The sequence below is a fragment of the Streptomyces sp. NPDC048291 genome, assembly GCF_043201715.1.
In the GTDB taxonomy this organism is placed as follows: Bacteria; Actinomycetota; Actinomycetes; order Streptomycetales; family Streptomycetaceae; genus Streptomyces.
Window position 1 is genome coordinate 128960 of the sequence record NZ_JBICZC010000011.1, and the last position, 19482, is coordinate 148441.

General features: G+C 72.5%; 15 protein-coding genes. 9 read left to right on the forward strand and 6 right to left on the reverse strand.

Annotation, left to right across the window (positions count from 1 at the left end):
* Positions 1 to 48: 48 nt before the first annotated feature.
* The 4 genes from ACGF5O_RS29010 (at position 49) to ACGF5O_RS29025 (ending at position 6294) form a co-directional block, all read left to right on the forward strand.
* Positions 49 to 1263: an acetyl-CoA C-acetyltransferase gene (locus tag ACGF5O_RS29010; RefSeq protein WP_393812826.1), complete on the forward strand. Its 1215-nt coding sequence runs from the start codon at positions 49 to 51 to the stop codon at positions 1261 to 1263.
* Positions 1264 to 1303: 40 nt separating this feature from the next.
* On the forward strand, positions 1304 to 3535 hold the full coding sequence (locus ACGF5O_RS29015; RefSeq protein WP_393812827.1) for a 3-hydroxyacyl-CoA dehydrogenase NAD-binding domain-containing protein: 2232 nt from the start codon (positions 1304 to 1306) through the stop codon (positions 3533 to 3535).
* Positions 3536 to 3875: 340 nt separating this feature from the next.
* Entirely contained in the window at positions 3876 to 5498 is a 1623-nt protein-coding gene (locus tag ACGF5O_RS29020) for a thiamine pyrophosphate-binding protein (protein ID WP_393812828.1), read from the forward strand.
* Positions 5499 to 5553: 55 nt separating this feature from the next.
* Positions 5554 to 6294 carry an IclR family transcriptional regulator gene (locus ACGF5O_RS29025; RefSeq protein ID WP_393812829.1) on the forward strand — a complete coding sequence of 247 codons (741 nt, stop codon included), beginning with the start codon at positions 5554 to 5556 and terminating at the stop codon, positions 6292 to 6294.
* Here the strand turns inward: ACGF5O_RS29025 and ACGF5O_RS29030 are convergent.
* The 3 genes from ACGF5O_RS29030 to ACGF5O_RS29040 are packed head-to-tail and all read right to left on the reverse strand — an operon-like array spanning position 6286 to position 9866.
* Positions 6286 to 7743 carry a sugar ABC transporter ATP-binding protein gene (locus ACGF5O_RS29030; RefSeq protein ID WP_393812830.1) on the reverse strand — a complete coding sequence of 486 codons (1458 nt, stop codon included), beginning with the start codon at positions 7741 to 7743 and terminating at the stop codon, positions 6286 to 6288. The genes ACGF5O_RS29025 and ACGF5O_RS29030 overlap by 9 nt on opposite strands.
* 1 nt (position 7744) lies before the next feature.
* Positions 7745 to 8806 (reverse strand): sugar ABC transporter substrate-binding protein, encoded by a 1062-nt coding sequence (locus tag ACGF5O_RS29035; RefSeq protein ID WP_393812831.1) that lies wholly within the window; start codon positions 8804 to 8806, stop codon positions 7745 to 7747.
* 25 nt (positions 8807 to 8831) lie between these two features.
* Positions 8832 to 9866 (reverse strand): ABC transporter permease, encoded by a 1035-nt coding sequence (locus tag ACGF5O_RS29040; RefSeq protein WP_393812832.1) that lies wholly within the window; start codon positions 9864 to 9866, stop codon positions 8832 to 8834.
* A gap of 136 nt (positions 9867 to 10002) precedes the next feature.
* Here ACGF5O_RS29040 and ACGF5O_RS29045 point away from each other — a divergent pair, with 136 nt between their 5' ends.
* A complete protein-coding gene (locus ACGF5O_RS29045) occupies positions 10003 to 10728 on the forward strand; it encodes an SDR family NAD(P)-dependent oxidoreductase (RefSeq protein ID WP_393812833.1) in 726 nt (241 codons plus the stop codon).
* Here ACGF5O_RS29045 and ACGF5O_RS29050 read toward each other — a convergent pair.
* Entirely contained in the window at positions 10705 to 11442 is a 738-nt protein-coding gene (locus ACGF5O_RS29050) for a MerR family transcriptional regulator (protein WP_393812834.1), read from the reverse strand. The two genes, ACGF5O_RS29045 and ACGF5O_RS29050, sit on opposite strands and share 24 nt — an antisense overlap.
* A gap of 253 nt (positions 11443 to 11695) precedes the next feature.
* Between ACGF5O_RS29050 and ACGF5O_RS29055 the strand changes: the two genes are divergently transcribed.
* Both ACGF5O_RS29055 and ACGF5O_RS29060 read left to right on the forward strand, forming a co-directional pair.
* Complete coding sequence (locus ACGF5O_RS29055) at positions 11696 to 13165, forward strand: amino acid permease (protein WP_393812835.1); 1470 nt, start codon at positions 11696 to 11698, stop codon at positions 13163 to 13165.
* A 42-nt stretch (positions 13166 to 13207) separates the two neighbouring features.
* Positions 13208 to 13699: a macro domain-containing protein gene (locus ACGF5O_RS29060; RefSeq protein WP_393812836.1), complete on the forward strand. Its 492-nt coding sequence runs from the start codon at positions 13208 to 13210 to the stop codon at positions 13697 to 13699.
* A gap of 69 nt (positions 13700 to 13768) precedes the next feature.
* Here ACGF5O_RS29060 and ACGF5O_RS29065 read toward each other — a convergent pair whose 3' ends face one another.
* On the reverse strand, positions 13769 to 15247 hold the full coding sequence (locus ACGF5O_RS29065) for a M1 family metallopeptidase (protein WP_393812837.1): 1479 nt from the start codon (positions 15245 to 15247) through the stop codon (positions 13769 to 13771).
* 223 nt (positions 15248 to 15470) lie between these two features.
* Between ACGF5O_RS29065 and ACGF5O_RS29070 the strand changes: the two genes are divergently transcribed.
* Positions 15471 to 17423 (forward strand): Xaa-Pro dipeptidyl-peptidase, encoded by a 1953-nt coding sequence (locus ACGF5O_RS29070; RefSeq protein ID WP_393812838.1) that lies wholly within the window; start codon positions 15471 to 15473, stop codon positions 17421 to 17423.
* Positions 17424 to 17427: 4 nt separating this feature from the next.
* Here the strand turns inward: ACGF5O_RS29070 and ACGF5O_RS29075 are convergent, their stop codons facing one another.
* The gene (locus tag ACGF5O_RS29075) at positions 17428 to 18348 is read right to left on the reverse strand and encodes an FAD-dependent oxidoreductase (protein WP_393813114.1); all 921 of its coding nucleotides are present in this window, start codon (positions 18346 to 18348) and stop codon (positions 17428 to 17430) included.
* Positions 18349 to 18437: 89 nt separating this feature from the next.
* Between ACGF5O_RS29075 and ACGF5O_RS29080 the strand changes: the two genes are divergently transcribed.
* The gene (locus ACGF5O_RS29080) at positions 18438 to 19460 is read left to right on the forward strand and encodes an oxidoreductase (RefSeq protein ID WP_393812839.1); all 1023 of its coding nucleotides are present in this window, start codon (positions 18438 to 18440) and stop codon (positions 19458 to 19460) included.
* The last annotated feature ends 22 nt before the right edge of the window (positions 19461 to 19482 follow it).

The following is a 19482-nucleotide window of genomic DNA, read 5'->3' on the forward strand; positions in this document are numbered from 1 at the left end:
CCCCCGCCGACCCCCACCGCGCACAAACCCTCGTTGAAAGGCTTGTCAGTGAGCACCGAAGCGTACGTGTACGACGCGATCCGCACCCCGCGCGGCCGCGGCAAGGCGAACGGCGCCCTGCACGGCACGAAGCCCATCGACCTGGTCGTCGGACTCATCCACGAGATCCGCGACCGCTTCCCCGGCCTCGACCCGGCCGCCGTCGACGACGTCGTGCTCGGCGTCGTCGGCCCGGTCGGCGACCAGGGCTCCGACATCGCGCGGATCGCCGCGCTCGCCGCCGGACTGCCGGACACGGTCGCCGGCGTCCAGGAGAACCGCTTCTGTGCGTCCGGTCTGGAAGCGGTCAACATGGCCGCCGCGAAGGTCCGCTCGGGCTTCGAGGACCTCGTCCTCGCCGGCGGCGTCGAGTCGATGTCCCGGGTGCCGATGGCCTCGGACGGCGGCGCCTGGTTCAACGACCCGATGACCAACCTGGCCGTCAACTTCGTGCCGCAGGGCATCGGCGCCGACCTGATCGCCACCATCGAGGGCTTCTCCCGCCGGGACGTCGACGAGTACGCCGCGCTCTCCCAGGAGCGCGCGGCGACGGCCGTCAAGGAGGGCCGTTTCGAGCGTTCCGTGGTCCCCGTGAAGGACCGCGCTGGCCTCACCGTCCTCGACCACGACGAGCACCTGCGCCCCGGCACCACCGCCGACTCCCTCGCCAAGCTCAAGCCCTCCTTCGCCGACATCGGCGAGCTGGGCGGGTTCGACGCGGTCGCGCTGCAGAAGTACCACTGGGTCGAGAAGATCGACCACGTCCACCACGCGGGCAACTCCTCCGGCATCGTGGACGGCGCCTCCCTGGTCGCCATCGGCACCAAGGAGATCGGCGAGCGCTACGGCCTCACCCCGCGCGCGCGGATCGTCTCGGCCGCCGTCTCCGGCTCCGAGCCGACCATCATGCTCACCGGTCCCGCCCCCGCCACCCGCAAGGCCCTCGCCAAGGCCGGCCTCACCATCGACGACATCGACCTCGTCGAGATCAACGAGGCGTTCGCGGCGGTCGTGCTGCGCTTCGTGAAGGACATGGGCCTGTCCCTGGACAAGGTCAACGTCAACGGCGGCGCCATCGCGCTCGGCCACCCGCTCGGCGCGACCGGCGCGATGATCCTCGGCTCGCTCGTCGACGAACTGGAGCGCCAGGACAAGCGCTACGGCCTCGCCACCCTGTGCGTGGGCGGCGGCATGGGCATCGCGACCATCGTCGAGCGCGTCTGACATCCCCGCGGAACCAAGAGACCTCACGGAGACACGAGCCATGACCGAGAGCACCACCATCCGCTGGGAACAGGACGACACCGGCGTCGTCACCCTCGTCCTCGACGACCCGAACCAGTCCGCGAACACCATGAACGCGGCCTTCGTCGAGTCGATCGCCGTGATCGCCGACCGCCTGGAGGCCGAGAAGGACTCGATCCGGGGCGTCATCTTCACCTCCGCCAAGAAGACCTTCTTCGCCGGCGGCGACCTGCGCGACCTCATCCGGGTCACCCCCGAGACCGCCCGGGACCTCTTCGACGGCGGCCTCGCCATCAAGCGCAACCTGCGCCGCATCGAGACCCTCGGCAAGCCGGTGGTCGCCGCCATCAACGGCGCGGCCCTGGGCGGCGGCTTCGAGCTCGCCCTCGCCTGCCACCACCGGGTCGCCCTCGACACCCCCGGCACCAAGATCGGCTGCCCCGAGGTCACCCTCGGCCTGCTCCCGGGCGGCGGCGGGGTCGTCCGCACGGTCCGCCTGCTCGGCATCGCCGACGCGCTGCTGAAGGTCCTCCTCCAGGGCACCCAGTACAACGCCACGCGCGCGCTGCAGAACGGCCTGATCCACGAGGTGGCCGAGTCGCCGGAGGACCTGCTGGCCAAGGCCCGCGCGTTCATCGACGCCAACCCCGAGTCGCAGCAGCCCTGGGACAAGCCGGGCTACCGGATCCCCGGCGGCACGCCCGCCAACCCCAAGTTCGCGGCCAACCTGCCCGCGTTCCCGGCCAGCCTGCGCAAGCAGACCAACAACGCCCCCTACCCGGCGCCGCGCCGCATCCTCGCCGCCGCCGTCGAGGGCAGCCAGGTCGACTTCGAGACCGCCCAGGTCATCGAGGCCCGCTACTTCGTGGAGCTGGCGGCCGGGCAGACCTCGAAGAACATGATCCAGGCGTTCTTCTTCGACCTCCAGGCCGTCAACTCCGGCGCCAACCGCCCCAAGGGCGTCGAGCCCCGCAAGGTCACCAGGGTCGCCGTCCTCGGCGCGGGCATGATGGGCGCGGGCATCGCCTACTCGTGCGCCCGCGCGGGCATCGACGTCGTCCTCAAGGACGTCTCCGCCGAGGCCGCGCAGAAGGGCAAGGCCTACTCCGAGAAGCTCTGCGCCAAGGCCGTCGCCAAGGGCCGCACCAGCCAGGAGAAGGCCGACGCGCTGCTCGCCCGCATCACGCCCACCGGGGACCCGCAGGACCTGGCCGGCTGCGACGCCGTCATCGAGGCCGTCTTCGAGGACACCGCCCTCAAGCACAAGGTCTTCCAGGAGATCGAGTCCGTCGTCGCCCCCGACGCCCTGCTCTGCTCCAACACCTCCACGCTCCCCATCACCGCCCTCGCCGAGGGCGTCGAGCGCCAGGCCGACTTCATCGGGCTGCACTTCTTCTCGCCCGTCGACAAGATGCCGCTCGTCGAGATCATCAAGGGCGAGCGCACCGGCGACGAGGCCCTCGCCCGCGCCTTCGACCTGGTCCGGCAGATCAACAAGACGCCGATCGTCGTCAACGACTCGCGCGGCTTCTTCACCTCGCGGGTGATCGGCCACTTCATCAACGAGGGCGTCGCCATGGTCGGCGAGGGCATCGAGCCCGCGTCGGTCGAGCAGGCGGCGGCCCAGGCCGGCTACCCGGCCAAGGTGCTCTCCCTGATGGACGAGCTGACCCTCACCCTGCCGCAGAAGATCCGCCGCGAGTCCCGGCTGGCCGTCGAGGAGGCCGGCGGCACCTGGACCGCGCACCCCGCGGAGGCGGTCATCGACCGCATGGTCGACGAGTTCGGCCGCCCCGGCCGCAGCGGAGGAGCGGGCTTCTACGACTACGCCGAGGACGGCAGCCGCGGTGCCCTGTGGCCCGGCCTGCGCGAGCATTTCGGGGGTTCCGGGGGTCGCCCCCCGGGCAGGCACAGCACCCAGCCCGGCCACGAGATCCCGTTCCGGGACATGCAGGAGCGGATGCTCTTCTCCGAGGCCCTCGACACCGTCCGCCTCGTCGAGGAGGGCGTCCTCACCTCGGTCGCCGACGCCAACATCGGCTCGCTCTTCGGCATCGGCTTCCCCGGCTGGACCGGCGGCGTCCTCCAGTACATCAACGGCTACGACGCCTACGGCGGGGCGGGTGCCGGCCTCCCCGGCTTCGTGGCCCGCGCGCGTGAACTCGCCGAGACCTACGGCGAGCGGTTCACCCCGCCCGCGCTGCTGGTCGAGAAGGCGGAGCGGGGGGAGACCTTCACCGACGGGCGCTGAGCCGGTCGCGCCCACGGGCGCCAGGTCGGTCGGTGGGCGCTGGGCCGGGGCCTGCCGACGGGCGCCTATCCGGGTACGTCGGCGGGTGCGGGTGCGGGGCTGGGCTGGTCGGCGGGCGCCGATCCGGGGCCTGCCGACGGGCGCGGGCCGGGCCCGCCGGCAGGCGCCTGGGCAGGTATGTCGGCGGGCGCCGGGTCGGGGACGCGGCCGAGGCGGGCGCGCCGCCCGTGCGGCCTGCCTGTGTCGCTGAGCGACACGCCGCGCTTGCTCCGCGGGGAGGCGGAACCGGACGCTGACCGAGCCGGTCACCGGTCCCGCCCCCTCCCGCCTAGGAGCCCCCATGGGATACCGCCCCGCCCTCGCCCTGCTGGAGATCCTGCGCGGCGAGGGCGTGGACCGGGTCTTCGGCAACCCGGGCACCACCGAACTGCCCTTTCTGGCCGCCCTGTCCGAGGCCGCCGACGCCCCCGCGTACGTCCCCGGCGTCCACGAGGGCGCGGTCGTCTCGATGGCCGACGGCTACGCGCGCGGCACCGGCCGCCCCGCCTTCGTCAGCCTGCACATCGCCGCGGGCCTCGCCAACGGCCTGCTCGGCCTCCTCAACGCCCGCCGCTCCCGCACCCCGCTGGTGGTCACCGCGGGCCAGCAGGACCGCCGCCACCTCCAGCAGGACCCCATGCTCTCCGGCGACCTGGTCGGCCTCGCCCGCCCCGCGGTGAAGGCGGCGTACGACATCCAGCACGCCCGCGACCTCCCGCTGGCCCTGCGCCGCGCCTTCGCCCTCGCCGTGCGCCCGCCCGCCGGGCCGGTGTTCCTGTCCGTCCCGATGGACCTGATGGCCGAGGAGGCGGAGGTCGAGGTCCCGCCCCGGACGACCGTGCCCCGCCTCGGCCCGGCCACCGGCCTGGACCGCGCGGCCGAGCTGCTGGCCGCCGCGGACCGGCCCGCCGTCGTGGCCGGGGACGGCGTCGGCCGCGAGCACGCGCTCGCCGACCTGATCCTGGTGGCGGAGGCCTGCGGCGCCCCGGTCCACCACCAGCCGATGGCCGACTGCCTGAACTTCCCGACCACCCACCCGCTGTACGCCGGGATGCTGCCGCCCCGCCACGACGTCATCCGCGAGACCCTCGCCCGCTACGACACCGTCCTCATCGCCGGCGCCCACGCCTTCACGCCCCACCACTACAGCCCCGGCCCCGCTCTGCCCGCGGGCCTGACGGTCGTCCAGCTCGACTCCGACCCCGACGAGATCGGCCGCAACTTCCCGGTCGACGCCGGACTGGTCGGCGCCCTGGCCCCCTCCCTGCACCGCCTCGCCGACCTGCTGCGCGACCGGGTGCCCGGGGCGGCGGCCCGCGCCAAGGAGGCGGGGGACCGGCACACCGCCGAGCGCGCGGACGCCGAGGCCGCCGCCCGCGCCGCCTACTCCCCGGCGCCCCTGGCCCCCTGGGCCGCCGCCCATGCCGTCGCCGCCGGACTGCCGCCGGAGGCCGTGATCGTCGAGGAGGCCATCACCGTCGGCCTGCTGCTGCGCCGACTGGCCCGCCTCGACCGCCCCGGCAGCTACACCCACGCCGTGGGCGGCGGCCTCGGCTGGGGCATCGGCGCCGCCGTCGGCCGCGCCCTCGCCGAACCCGGCCGGCCCGTGGTCGCGGTCCTCGGCGACGGCTGCGCGCTCTTCGGCCTCCAGGGGCTGTGGAGCGCCGCCCGCGAGTCCGTACCGGTGCTCTTCGTGGTCATGGGCAACGGGGCCTACCGCACGCTCCAGGACACCTACGCGTCGATGGGCGGCAAGGGCACCTGTCCGGGGACGGAACTGGGCCGCCTCGACTTCACCACGGCGGCGGAGTTCTTCGGGGTCGCGGCGGTACGGGCCGAGAGCGCCGACCACCTCCGCGAACTGGTCGCCGGAGCAGACGAGTTGCGCGCGCCGCTCCTGGTGGACGTCCCCCTGCGCTCATGAACTCGCCCTGCCGTACACCTTGTCGTCCCGCCCCCACGACGACCACCATCGCTGCATGACGGACCGCCAGCTTCCGAAGTCCGTGCTCGCCCGCGGCGCCCTCCTCCTGCGGGCCTGCGGCGACGCCGGAGCCGCGCTCCCGCTCGCCGAACTCGCCCAGCGCAGTGGCCTGCCCAAGCCCACCGTGCACCGGCTGATCGGTGAACTGGTGCGGCTGGGGCTGGTGGAACGGACCGCCGAGGGGAGTTACCGGCTCGCGCTCGCCCTGTTCGTGCTGGGGCAGTCGGCGCCCACCGTGCGGGAGCTGCGGGACGCGGCGCTGCCGTATCTCGGGGATCTGCACGAGGCGACCCGGGAGAACGTGCACCTGGCCGTGCCCGACGGCGCCGACACCCTCTTCCTGGAGAAGGTCACCGGCCGGCGCGCCACCCCGATCGTCTCCCGCAGCGGCGGCCGGCTGCCCGCCCACTGCACCGCCACCGGCAAGGTCTTCCTCGCCCAGGACCCCTGCCCGCCGTACCGCGTCCTGCTCCGGCTGACCCCGCGCACGCTGGTGCTGCCCGGCCAGCTCGCCCGCGACCTCGCCCTCACCCGGGCCCGCGGCTACGGCGTCAACCTGGAGGAGGCCGAGGTGGGGATCTCGGCGGTCGCGGCGCCGGTGTACGCGCTCGGCCGCGGCTCCCGCCCGGTCGCCGCGCTCTCCGTGACCGGCGGGACCCGGCGCCTCGACGTGGACCGGGTGGGCGCCTCGGTCTGCGCGGCGGCGCGGGCCCTCACCCGCAGGCTGTCAGCCTGAGCCCTGCTGCATCGCCACCGCCAGCGCCCGCTCCGTGAGCCCCGCCCCGGACAACTCCCCGCGGATCCGGCCGCGCACGAACACCAGCACCCGGTCGCACACCTCCGTCAGCTCCGCGAGATCGGTCGAGGCGACCAGCACGGCCGCGCCGCCGACCGCCAGCTCGCCGACGATCCGGTGCATCTCGGCCCGCACGCCGATGTCGACGCCCCGCGTCGGATCGTCCAGGACGACGATCCTCGGGTCGGTGGCCAGCCACTTGGCGAAGACGACCTTCTGCTGGTTCCCGCCGGACAGCCGGGCCACCACGTCGTACGGCCCGCCGCGCAGCCGCAGCCGCCCGGTCAGGTCGGCCGTGCGGCGTACGAGTTCGCCGCGCGCGGGCAGCACCCCGCCCCGGCCGAGCGCGAGCCAGCTCACCGACGTCGTGTTCTCCCACACCGTCCGGTCCGCCATCAGCCCGTACCGCTTGCGGTCGCTGGGCACGAACGCGACCCCGGCCCGGACCGCCGCCCGCAGCGAGCGCGGCAGCCCCCGGCCGCCGACGTCGACCCGGCCCGCCGACACCGCCGTACGGCCGCACACCACCGCCAACGCATCCAGATGGCCCGCCCCCTGAAGCCCCGCGACCCCCACCACCTCTCCCGCCCGGACCGTGAACGTCACGTCCGCGAGCCGGCCGGGCACGCTCACCGCCGACAGCACCACCGGCGGCGGACCCTCGGCCGCCACCCGGGCCCGGCGCACCGGCGGCTGCCGGCCCTCGCCGCCCAGCATCGCCGCCACCAGCTCCGGCACGCCCACCTCCGCCCGCCGTACGCCGGACAGCGCCACCCGGCCGTCCCGCAGCACCGTCACCCGCTGTGCGAACCGCATCACCTCGTCCAGGAAGTGCGTGACATGGAGGACCGCGATGCCCCGCGCGGTGAGGGCGCGCAGCACGCGTTCCAGGCGGTCCACCGCCTCCTTGGGCAGCGCGGACGTCGGCTCGTCCAGGACCAGAAGACGGGGGCTGCGCAGCAGGGCCCGGGCAATCTCCGTCAACTGCTGGTCGGCGAGCGGGAGTTCGGCGAGTCGGGTGTCCGGGTCGACGTGCAGGCCCAGTTCGGCGAGGACCGGACCGGCCGCGCGGTCCATCGCGGCCCGGTCGACGAGTCCGAACCGGCGCGGCCCGCCGTCCGGGAAGAGGTTCTCCCGCACGGTCAGGTCGGGGAACAGGCTCAACTCCTGGGAGACGACGGCGATCCGGGTGTCGTCCGCCAGCCGTACCGTGCCCGCGTCCGCCGCCAGCGTCCCCGACAGGATCCGGACCAGCGTCGACTTGCCCGCGCCGTTCTCGCCGACCAGGGCGTGCACCTCGCCGCCGCGCAGCGCGATGGACGCCCCGTCCAACGCCCGTACCCCGCCGTAGGACTTGACCACGTCCTCGGCGACCAGAACATCGTCCATGTCAGCGCGCGTCCTTGAGCGGCTTGAGGTTGGCCTGCTCGTCGCCGAGCAGCTTGTCGATCGTCGGCTTGTACCAGTCGTACGCCGCCGTCGCCGACTTCTGCCGGGCGATGATCGCGTCGATGTTCGAGGAGTCGACCACCGCGCCGGGGGAGAGGAACCAGCCCTGCGGCAGCTTCCCGTCCTTGTCGCGGACCGCCTCGATCAGCATCGCCGTGGAGAGATAGCCCTTGAGGAAGTGCTGGGGGTCGATGGTGACGAAGTTCGAGCCGTCCTTCACCGCCTCCAGGGTCTTCGGGTCGACGTCGAAGCCCGCCGTCAGCCACTTCCCGTTCTCCGTCTTCTTGATCTTGGCGAGGTTGTAGCTGTCGGCGTCCCCGACGCCCAGGAAGGCGAGCGCGTCCGGATGCGCGTTGACCTGCGCCGACCAGGAGCTGTAGTTCTGTCCGGGGTCGCTGTACGTCTGGAAGGGGCCGAGCACCTTCACGCCCGGAGCCTCCTTCGCGAAGGTGTCGGAGATCCCCTTGGCCCGGTTGTCCAGCACCGGTGTGCCCGGGTTCGGCACCCCGATGACGACCTCCCCCTCCGGGTTCGCGCCGAGCCGCTTCAGCGCCTCCTTCGCCATCAGCTCCCCGAGGGCGTAGTTGTCGTTGCCCACGTAGAAGTCCACCTTGCTGCCGTCGGTGGGGGAGGTGTCCAGGGCGACGACCGGGATGCCCTGGTCGACGGCGCGGGCGGCGGGACGGGTGAAGATCGGCGGGTCCAGGTTCTCCAGGACGATGCCGTCCTTGGCGCGGGTGGTGAGGTTCTGGAAGAGCTGTACCTCGGCCGGGCCGTCCGTGTTGGGCGGGCCCACCGCCTGGAAGTCGACCTTGCCCGCGTGACCGGCGGCGCTCTCGGCGCCGAGCACCATCTCGTGGGCGAAGTTCAGCGAGATGTTGGCGACCGCGATGCCCATGTGCAGCCTGTCGCCCTTGCCGGGGCCGGAGCTGCCGCAGCCGGCCGCGCCGAGCAGCAGCAGCGCGCCGAGCGCGGCGGACACCGTACGGAATCGGGGGTGCATCACGGCCTCCCAGGCTTGTCGGGGCTCATTTGCGTCGGCGCCCCGTGCGGCGCAGCGCGCTGTCCGCCGCGACCGCGACGAGGATGACCCCGCCGGTCGCGAACGACGTCCAGTTGATGGGTACTTCGAAGAACACGAGCCCTGCCGCCACGACGGAGAGGATCATCGCCCCGGCCACCGCGCCGACCACCGAACCCCGCCCGCCGGCCAGCGGGGTGCCGCCGATGATGCAGGCGGCGATGGCCTGCAACTCGTAGCCCTGGCCCAGGGTCGGGTCGCCGGCGCCGTAGAAGGCGAGGGCCAGCGCCGCCGCGCACGCCGTGGTCAGGCCGGACAGCGCGAGGGCCTGGATCCGGGTCCGCACGACCGGGATACCGCTGAACTCGGCCGCGTCCGGGTTGGAGCCGATCGCCCGCACCCGCGCCCCGAACCGGGACCGCGACAGCACCACGGAGAGGACCGCGGCCACCGCCAGCAGCACCCACAGCGCGAACGGCACCCCGCCCGGATCGCCGCCCGCGAAGGTGAAGAACGAGTCGTCCAGCGGCAGGTCGGTGATCTGCCTGCCGTCCGCCAGCGCCAGCCCGACCCCCCGGAACAGCATCAGCGTGCCCAGCGTCACGATGAACGAGGGCAGCGCGAGCAGCGTCGTCACGAGCGCGTTGAACACCCCCAGCGCGATCCCGGTCAGCAGCATCACCGGCACCGCGAGCCAGGCCTCCACCCCGCCGCGCACCAGGATCGCCCCGACCACCAGGACCATCGCGTAGGTCCCGCCCACCGACAGGTCGACCTCGCGCATCGACAGCGCGAACACCATCCCGCACGCCATCAGCGAGATGTAGACCGAGTTGTGCGCGGTGGACAGCAGGTTCCCGCTGCTCAGGAAGTCCGGGTAGGGGATGCCGATCCCGGCGACGAGCAACCCCAGCACGAGCAGCACGCCCAGCTCGTCCGGGACCAGCCGGACCAGCCGGACCGGCAGCGGGCGCCGGCGTGGCCCACCGCCCTGGTCACGGGCGCGCTCGGCGTCGTCCACGGCACGCTCGGTATCGGTCATCGGGCACTGCTCCCGTACGGCTGGCGCTGGGGTCGATCCGCAGCGTCGAGCCGCGGGCCCGCCGCGGCAACCGGCCCGTTCCGGCGAGTGGAACACGGTCTTGCCCCGCACGCCGACGGGTCGTCACACTCGCCGCATGCAGACGCGGACCGCGCTGGTGACCGGAGCGGCACAGGGGCTCGGGCAGGAGTTCGCCGTCGCGCTCGCCGGGCGCGGCTACCGGGTCGCCGGCCTCGACCTCGCCCCGCAGACCGAGACCGCCGGGAAGACCCCGGACTATCTGGGGCTGGTCGCCGACGTCACCGACGAGGAGCAGGTACGGGCGGCGCTGGGGCACGTGATCGACGCGTTCGGCACCCTGCACGTGGTCGTCAACAACGCCGGCGTCTATCCGGCGCGGCCCTTCGAGGAGACCACCGCCGAGGAGTGGCGGCGGATCATGCGGGTCAACCTGGAGGCGCCGTTCCTGGTGACCCGGGCCGCGCTGCCGCATCTGAAGGCGGCCGGGTGGGGCCGCGTCGTCAACATCGCCTCGGCGGCCGTGTTCACCGCCCCGCCCGACATGGTCCCCTACGTCGCCTCGAAGACCGGCCTGATCGGCTTCACGCGCGCGCTGGCCGCGGCGCTCGGCCCGTACGGCATCACGGTCAACGCGATCGCGCCCACCATGGTGCGCACCGCGACCGCCGAGCGGACGGTCGGCGCGGACGGCGGCTTCGAATTCGTCCGCGCCCAGCAGGCGGTGCCGCACACCCAGGAGCCGAGCGACCTGGTCTCGACCCTCCTGTACGTGGTGGACGAGGGCAGCGGCTTCCTGACCGGGCAGACGCTCAACGTCTCAGGAGGATCGGCCTTCCTCTGACCCTGGGGGTGTCACCGGCAGCCACTGGTGGACCTCCGCCCTCAGCGACCGCTGGAAGGCCGTCAGCAGTGCCTGCACGATCAGGGGCCGCATGTGCGCGGACAGGGACTTCACGTCCGCCTCGGTGCGCTCCGCGACCTCGGCCCGGAACAGCAGGGACAGCTCGCGCGCGGCCGCCCGCGCGTGCTCGGTCAGGACCGTGCGCGCGGCCAGGATCGCCTTCTCGGACAGCGGTACGTCGAGGAGCTCCACGGCGAGCCGGAGCAGGCCGGGGTCGATGCGGTAGCCGTCCCCTTCGGGCCGTACGACGTCCATGGCGGCGAGCCGCTCGACGTCCTCCTCGTCCAGCGGCCGTCCGGCCCGCCGCCGCAGCTCCCCTGCCGTCACGGTCTCCTCGGCGTCCGGCGCCCAGGAGGCCACCACGGCCCGGTGGACGGCCAGCTCGTGGCGGGTCAGGCCGGGCGGCAGCCGCCGCACGTAGCGCTCGATTGCCGCCAGCGTCATGCCCTGGTGCTGCAACTCCTCGATCAGCGCCAGCCGGGCCAGGTGGTCCCGCCCGTAGTGGCCCACCCGGCGCGGACCGATCACCGGCGGCGGCAGCAGCCCCTTGGTGCCGTAGAAGCGGACCGTGCGGACCGTGGTGCCGGCCCGTGCGGCCAGCTCGTCGATCGTGAGCGCCGGGTCCCCGGAGTCGCCGTCGGTGTCGGTCGTCATGTGCAGCAGTATCGCTGTTACACCAGCACTGTGACACCGGGCGGTGACGGAGATGTGTTCGTCCGATGTTCATCTTCACGCCAAGATCGTGACCTTGTGAGAATTTCCGCTCTGTGATCTGTGCCATCGCATACGCCCTGATGGGCGGGGGAAGGTGGCCCCTCGGTCTGTGCCCACCACCGAGCGCGCGGACCGACTACGTCCGGACACCCGAGCGCGACCCGCTCGGGCGCACCAGAGAGTGGAACCACCTGTGAGCAAGGACGCCGTGGACACGGCACAGGCCGCCGCCACCCGGACCGACGCGGCCCAGGCGCCCGCGGACGCGGGCGACGCCGGCTACAGCAAGGACCTCAAGGCCCGCCACGTCAACATGATCGCCATCGGCGGCGCGATCGGCACCGGCCTCTTCCTGGGCGCCGGCGGCCGTCTCCACAACGCGGGCCCGGCCCTCGCCCTCGCCTACCTGGTCTGCGGAATCTTCGCCTTCTTCGTGGTCCGCGCCCTCGGCGAGCTGGTCCTCTACCGCCCCTCCTCCGGTTCCTTCGTGTCGTACGCGCGCGAGTTCCTCGGCGAGAAGGGCGCGTACGTCGCCGGCTGGATGTACTTCCTGAACTGGTCGACCACCGGCATCGCCGACATCACCGCGATCGCGCTCTACACCCACTACTGGAGCATGTTCACGAGCATCCCCCAGTGGACGCTCGCACTGATCGCCCTCGCCGTCGTCCTGGCGGTCAACCTGATCTCCGTGAAGATCTTCGGCGAGATGGAGTTCTGGTTCGCGATCATCAAGGTCGCCACCCTGGTCGGCTTCATGCTGATCGGCATCTTCCTGCTGGCCACCCAGCACAAGGTCGACGGCCACACCCCGGGCCTGAGCGCGATCGCCGACCACGGCGGTGTGTTCCCGCACGGCCTGATGCCGGTCGTCCTGGTCATGCAGGGCGTGATCTTCGCGTACGCGGCCCTGGAACTGGTCGGCGTCGCGGCCGGCGAGACCGCCGAGCCGGAGAAGGTCGTCCCGCGCGCGGTGAACTCGATCATGTGGCGCGTCGGCGTCTTCTACGTCGGCTCGGTCGTCCTGCTGGCCCTGCTCCTCCCCGGCTCGGTCTACTCGGCCGACGAGAGCCCCTTCGTCACCGTCCTCTCCAAGATCGGCGTCTCGGGCGCGGGCGACGTGATGAACCTGGTCGTCCTCACCGCGGCGATGTCCTCGCTCAACTCCGGCCTCTACTCCACGGGCCGCATCCTGCGCTCCATGGCGATGGCCGGCTCGGCCCCGAAGTTCACCGCCCGCATGAACCGCAGCCAGGTGCCCTACGGCGGCATCCTGCTGACCTGCGCGGTCTGCGTGCTCGGCGTCGGCCTCAACTACCTCATGCCCGCCCAGGCCTTCGAGATCGTCCTGAACGTCGCCTCCCTCGGCATCATCAGCACCTGGGTGATCATCATGCTCTGCCACCTGATCTTCGTCCGCCGCGCGAAGGCGGGCCTGGTCGAGCGCCCGTCGTTCCGCCTCCGCTTCAGCCCGTACACCGAGCTGGCCACGGTCGCCTTCCTGCTGGTCTGCCTCGGCATGATGTGGAACGACCCCGAGGTCGGCCGCAAGACCCTCCTGCTGATCCCGGTGATCGCCGCCCTCCTGGTGGCCGGCTGGTTCGGCGTCCGCCGCCGGGTCTCCCGCACGGCCGACCAGGAGCTGACCCGGCTCACGAAGTAGCAGGTCGGAGCCGTTGTCAGTGGCATCGCCTACGGTGGCGTCATGGGGGAGATCACATACATCCGGGGCGACGCCACGACTCCGTCGGGCAAGGGCGTCAAGGTCATCGCCCACGTCTGCAACGACCTGGGAGGCTGGGGAAAGGGCTTCGTCCTGGCCCTCTTCCGCCGCTGGCCGGAGCCCGAGAAGGCATACCGCGCCTGGCACCGCGACCGGGCCGCGAACGACTTCGGCCTGGGCGCGGTCCAACTGGTCCGCGTCGACCGGTACCTCTGGGTGGCCAACATGATCGGCCAACGGGGCACCAGAACCGGCAGCAAGGGCGTCCCGGTCCGCTACGAGGCGATAGACACGGCGCTGGCCAAGCTCGCCGACAAAGCGACCGAACTCGGCGCCTCCGTACACATGCCCCGCATCGGCTGCGGCCTGGCAGGCGGCAAGTGGTCCCGCGTCGAGCCACTGGTAAACGAACGGCTGGTGGCCCGCCGAATCCCGGTCACCGTCTATGACTACGGCGATGAAACGCCCCTTTAGGGGCGCGGGGAACTGCGCGACCAGCCACAACCGGCCCGCAGCCCCCCACGCACCACACCCGGCACCTGCTCAGTGCACGTAGTTCGTAGCCTCGATCTGCTTCCAGGACTTCGGCTGCGCAACCGCCCCCACGGCCTTCACCGCAGACACCGCCGGCGCCGCCGGCTTCGTCGGCTCGAACAGCCACGCATCGAACAGCGAGCCCAGCGACTTCCCCGACACCTTCTCCGCGTACTCCTCGAAGTCCCCCACCGACGCGTTCCCGTACGCGTGCTCCTTCGGCCACCCCTTCAGGATCGCGAAGAACGCGTCGTCCCCGACCGCGTTCCGCAGCGCCTGCACGGCCAGCGCCCCCCGGTCGTAGACAGCGATGTCGAACTGGTCGTCGGGACCGGGATCCCCCGGCTTCACCGTCCAGAACGCGTCGTCGGCCGGATGCGACGCGTACACGTAGTCGGCCAGCTCCTGCGTCGTGCCCTCGCCCTCGTGCTCCGACCACAGCCACTGGGCGTAGCGCGCGAACCCCTCGTTGAGCCAGATGTCCTTCCAGCCCTTGAGGGAGACGTCGTCGCCGTACCACTGGTGCGCCAGCTCGTGCACGACCACCGACGTGTTGGAGCCGTTCGCGAACTGCTTCGGGCTGTAGTACACGCGGGTCTGCGTCTCCAGCGCGTACCCGGTGGTGGTGTTCGGCACGTACCCGCCGGCCGAGCTGAAGGGATACGGCCCGAAGTAGCCGGAGAGCCAGTCGACGAGCTCGCCGGTGCGCTCCACGCTCGCCCGGGCCGCCCCGTCGTTGTCGCCGAGGTCCTTGCTGTAGGCGTTGACGACCGGCACCCCGCCCTCGGAGGTGCTCGTCGTGATGTCGAACCTCCCGACCGCCAGCGTGGTCAGATAGGTCGCCTGCGGCTTGTTCTGCCGCCAGTTGTACCGGGTCCAGCCGCGCTGCGAACTGGTCGACTGGAGCAGGCCGTTGGAGATGACCTGGGTGCCGTCGGGGACGGCCACCGACACGTCGTAGGTCGCCTTGTCCAGCGGGTGGTCGTTGCTCGGGTACCACCACCAGGCGGCCTCGGGCTCGTCCGCCGCGACCGCCCCGTCCGGCGTGCGGTGCCACGTGTCGAAGCCGTACGCGCTCTTGGTCGACGGCACTCCGCTGTAGCGGACGACGACGGTGACCTGCGTGCCCTTCGCCAGCGGCGACCTGGGCGTGACGACCAGTTCGTGCTGGCCGGACGTGGCGAAGTCCGCCTTCACCCCGTTGACCCGCACCTCGCTGACGTCCAGCAGGAAGTCCAGGTCGAAGCTGGACAGGTCCTGCGTGGTGCGCGCCAGGATCGTCGCCGTGCCGGCCAGCTCGTCGGTGGCCGGCTGGTACTGCAACCGCAGGTCGTAGTGGGAGACGTCGTAACCGCCGTTGCCGTAGTACGGGTAGTAGGGGTCGCCGATGCCCGGTGCGCCGGGGCTGTAGCTCGCGGCCGATGCCGGGATCGCCAGCAGCAGGGAGGCCGCCGCGAGGGCGCCCGGCGCGAGGATTCTGCGGTGCACGAGAACTCCAGGTCGGTAGGGGGCCGAGACGCACCCGCCACACCGGGGCGGGACGCGCCAAGTCGATGGAGCACGAAACTGTTCGGAGCCTATTCAGTCCCTGTGTCCCCTCGCCTGTCCATGGCACCTGCTGTCACACGATCGCCATTCGGCCGCAATCAGTCCTGACGGTCCCCCAGATGCCCCCTTCTGCACAGGAGTTGACCGGGGTAGCGTCCGCCGCATGCCGAAACGTACGCGCTTCACGATCTGGAGACCGTTCGCCGTCGCGGCCGTCGCAGCCCTGATCGCCGCCTTCCTCACCCCGGCCGCGGCCCAGGCCGCCGGCGCCCCGCACGAGAGCCAACCGGTCTACTCGTACGCGAGCGCCATCCGCGAGGCCGTCTGGGTGGACACCGGCCTCGACTCCGACGGCGACGGGAAGACCGACCGGGTCGCCGCCGACATCGTCCGGCCCGCCGAACCGGCCGCACAGGGCCGCAAGGTGCCGGTCATCATGGACGCCAGCCCCTACTACTCCTGCTGCGGCCGCGGCAACGAGAGCCAGCTGAAGACGTACGACGCCAACGGGAACGTCGTCCAGATGCCGCTCTTCTACGACAACTACTTCGTGCCCCGCGGCTACGCCTTCGTCGGCGTCGACCTGGCCGGCACCAACCGCTCCGACGGCTGTGTCGACGTCGGCGGGCGGTCCGACATCCAGTCCGCGAAGGCCGTGATCGACTGGCTGAACGGGCGGGCCAAGGCGTACAGCAGCCGCACCGGGACCACCACGGTCAAGGCGAGCTGGACCAACGGGAAGACCGGCATGATCGGCAAGAGCTGGGACGGCACCATCGCCAACGGCGTGGCCGCCACCGGCGTCAAAGGCCTGAAGACGATCGTCCCGATCAGCGCCATCTCCTCCTGGTACGACTACTACTTCGCCCAGGGCGCCCCGCTCTACGACTCGGGCCCCGACTGGCTGGCCGGCGCCGTCGAGAGCGACGACGCCTACGCCAAGTGCGGTGCCGTCCAGCAGAAGCTCGTCGACGGCGCCCCGCGCACCGGCGACTGGACCGGCCTGTGGACCGAGCGCGACTACGTCAAGGACGCCGCGAAGGTGAAGGCCAGCGTGTTCCTGGTACACGGCATGCAGGACCTCAACGTCCGCACCAAGCACTTCGGCCAGTGGTGGGACGCCCTCGCGAAGCACGGCGTCGAGCGTAAGATCTGGCTCTCCCAGACCGGGCACGTCGACCCCTTCGACTACCGGCGCGGCGCCTGGGTGGACACCCTGCACCGCTGGTTCGACCACGAACTCCTCGGCTACGACAACGGCATCGACCGCGAGCCGATGGCCGACATCGAGCGCCACCCCGACCAGTGGGTGACCTCGTCGCTCTGGCCGCCGAGCGGCACGCGGACCACCACCCTGCGCCCCGCCACCGGCACCCAGCCGGGCGTCGGCACCCTCGGCCTGCACCAGGGCTCCGGCACCGAGACGTTCACCGACGACCCGCAGCAGAGCGAGACCGACTGGGCCGCCCAGCTCGCCACCCCGACCAAGGACAAGGCAGGCTTCCTCACCGCGCCCCTCACCCGGGACCTGCGGCTGTCCGGCTCCTCGAAGGTGACCGTCACCGCCACCCCGACCACCTCGACGGCCCACCTGACCGCCGTCCTGGTCGACCTCGGCCCGGACACCATCCGGGACTACGCCGACGGCGCCGAGGGCATCACCACCCTCACCGACCGCACCTGCTGGGGCGAGAGCACCGCCGGTGACAGCGCCTGCTTCCTGAAGACCGCGGCCAGGACCAAGGCCGTCGACTACACCGTCTTCAGCCGCGGCTGGGCCGACCTGGGCACCTACGCCGACCCCGGCAAGGGCGTCCCGCTCACCCCCGGCAAGGCCTACACGATCACCCTCGACCTGGCGGCCACCGACCACGTCGTACCGAAGGGCCACCGCCTGGCACTGATCGTCGCGGGCACGGACAAGGACCTCATCGATCCGCCGTCCACCACCCCGACGCTCACCGTGGACCTGTCCCGTACGACGGCCGGCGTCCCGCTGGTCGGCGGCCCGGCCGCGTTCACCCGCGCGACCGCGACCCGGTGGACCGCGCCCGAGAAGAACGCCCTGCACGGGGTCCGCGCCCCGCGCACCGTCCAGCGCGTCCCCGCGGGCTGACCGCTCAGGCGGCCGGGCCGGTGTCCACCAGCCCGGCCGCCTCCCGCGCACAGCCCCAGGCGACCGTGACGCCGGCCCCGCCGTGCCCGTAGTTGTGGATCAGCACCCCGCCGTCCGGCCGGAGTTCGTGCTCCAGCCGGACCGCCGACCGGTACGGCCGCAGCCCCACCCGGTGCGCCAGCACCCGCGCCCCGGCGATCTCCGGCCGGACCGCCGCACAGCGCGCCACGATCCCGGCCGCGATCTCCGGATCCGGCTCCGGCGACCAGGCGTCCTCCTCCGCCGTACCCCCGAGCAGCAGCCCGCCGGGCTGCGGGAAGAAGTAGGCGGACGCACCCCCCGCCACCTCGTCGGACGTGTACCAGGTGGTGATCCCGGGGTTCTCCACCACGACGAGCTGCCCGCGCACCGGACGCACCGCCGGATCCGGGACCAGCGAACGGGCCCCGAGCCCCGTGCAGTTGACCACGACCGGCGCGGGCACCTCGCCCAGCGCCGTCACCACCCGCTCCTCGACCGTCCCGCCCGCCCGCTCCAACCGCGCCCGCAGCCACTCCAGATGGACCGGCATGTCGATCAACGGCAGCCGGGCCGCCAGACCTTCACGGGTCTCGGCCAGCCCCGGCACCTCGGCCGCCCACGCACCCAGCCCGTCCAGCCGCAGGCCGTCGTGTACGCCCTCGACCAGGCGTACGCCCGTCTCCCCTGGCCGCGCCGCAAGCGCCTCGTACACGACAAGGGAGGCGAGCGACCATTCCCCGACCAGTGCCTCCGGCTCGATGCGGTACGGCCACCACAGCGCGCCGGCGACCGCCGAGGTCGTACGCCCGCCGGTCTCCCGGGCCCACACCCGCACCCGGCGCCCGCTCTCCGCCAGCACCACCGCCGTGGTGAGTCCGACGACCCCGCCGCCGACCACGATCACTTCGCCACTCAGCTCAGGCTGCACACCGCGACGTTAGCGGAATATGTCATGCCGCGCTCAGATCGTCCCGCTCTGGGGATACTCACAGCATGTCTGCCGCATACGCGACCTTCGGCCTGGCCCCGGCGATGCGCGCCGGCGGTGTCCTCGCCGACGGCGGCTACCAGCTCCACCGGGACTTCGTGGACTTCGTCGTCGACGGTCACCCGCTGCTGTTCCAGCTCTCCGACCTGGACGCCGTCTCCCCACTCGCCTCCGACGTCCCGCCCGCGATCTTCACCGCCCAGGTCCGCAGCCTCCTACTCGAATCCGAGGCCCCGCTGCCCGACGGCCGCTACGTCGTCTACGGCTGCCCCGAGTGCGAGGACCTGGCCTGCGGCGCGGTCACCGCGGTCATCGAGCACGACGGCGACGACTACATCTGGCGGGACTTCGCCTGGCAGACCTCCGAACACGCCGACCTGGAGCTCAACGGCTACCACGGCATCGGCCCGTTCCGCTTCCACGGCCCCGAGTACCGCGAGGCCCTCGGCGCACTCCTGGCGGACTCCGGCCCGCCGCCCGGCCGCCGCGTGCTGCTGATCGGCGCCCGCGTCGCCCTCCTCGCCAAGCTGGCCGCCGCGCTGCGCTCCATCGGCATCGGCGCCGACATCACCCGCGACGCCGACGGCGTCCCCGCCGAGGAACTCCGCGGCTACGCGGCCGTCGCCTTCGGCCCCGCGGTCGGCGAGGCCGAGCGGACCGCCGTACGCCAGGCCTTCGAGCGGGCGGAGGTGGCGGTCGCCTACGTCGACGGGCTCGCCCCGATCGTCCCGCTCCTCGTCGCCCAGATCGAACACGCCCTCGACCGCAGCCCGCTCCCGCAACGCCGGCTGGCCCGCCTGGTCGCCGCCGACGGCACCGCCGGCATCGAGGTCACCGCGCCCTGCCGGGTGCGGCTCACGTCGTACCGCCTCGACCGCCTCTCCCGCCCCCGCGCCCACGAACACTTCGACGGCGTCCTGGAACCCGGCCGCCACCGCATCCCGCTGGACGGCAGGGCGGCCAAAGGCGGCTCCTTCGTCGTGGCCCGCACCTCCGGGAGCGTGCTGGTGGCGGCGCCCGAGCGCTGACCGGGGGAGAACAGGGCGGCTG

Coding starts and splice junctions, on each gene's coding strand:
- ACGF5O_RS29015 (WP_393812827.1), top strand. CDS start 1,304: ATGACCGAGAGCACCACCATCCGCTGGGAACAGGACGACACCGGCGTC.
- ACGF5O_RS29020 (WP_393812828.1), top strand. CDS start 3,876: ATGGGATACCGCCCCGCCCTCGCCCTGCTGGAGATCCTGCGCGGCGAG.
- ACGF5O_RS29025 (WP_393812829.1), top strand. CDS start 5,554: ATGACGGACCGCCAGCTTCCGAAGTCCGTGCTCGCCCGCGGCGCCCTC.
- ACGF5O_RS29030 (WP_393812830.1), bottom strand. CDS start 7,743: ATGGACGATGTTCTGGTCGCCGAGGACGTGGTCAAGTCCTACGGCGGG.
- ACGF5O_RS29035 (WP_393812831.1), bottom strand. CDS start 8,806: ATGCACCCCCGATTCCGTACGGTGTCCGCCGCGCTCGGCGCGCTGCTG.
- ACGF5O_RS29040 (WP_393812832.1), bottom strand. CDS start 9,866: ATGACCGATACCGAGCGTGCCGTGGACGACGCCGAGCGCGCCCGTGAC.
- ACGF5O_RS29045 (WP_393812833.1), top strand. CDS start 10,003: ATGCAGACGCGGACCGCGCTGGTGACCGGAGCGGCACAGGGGCTCGGG.
- ACGF5O_RS29050 (WP_393812834.1), bottom strand. CDS start 11,442: ATGACGACCGACACCGACGGCGACTCCGGGGACCCGGCGCTCACGATC.
- ACGF5O_RS29060 (WP_393812836.1), top strand. CDS start 13,208: ATGGGGGAGATCACATACATCCGGGGCGACGCCACGACTCCGTCGGGC.
- ACGF5O_RS29070 (WP_393812838.1), top strand. CDS start 15,471: ATGCCGAAACGTACGCGCTTCACGATCTGGAGACCGTTCGCCGTCGCG.
- ACGF5O_RS29080 (WP_393812839.1), top strand. CDS start 18,438: ATGTCTGCCGCATACGCGACCTTCGGCCTGGCCCCGGCGATGCGCGCC.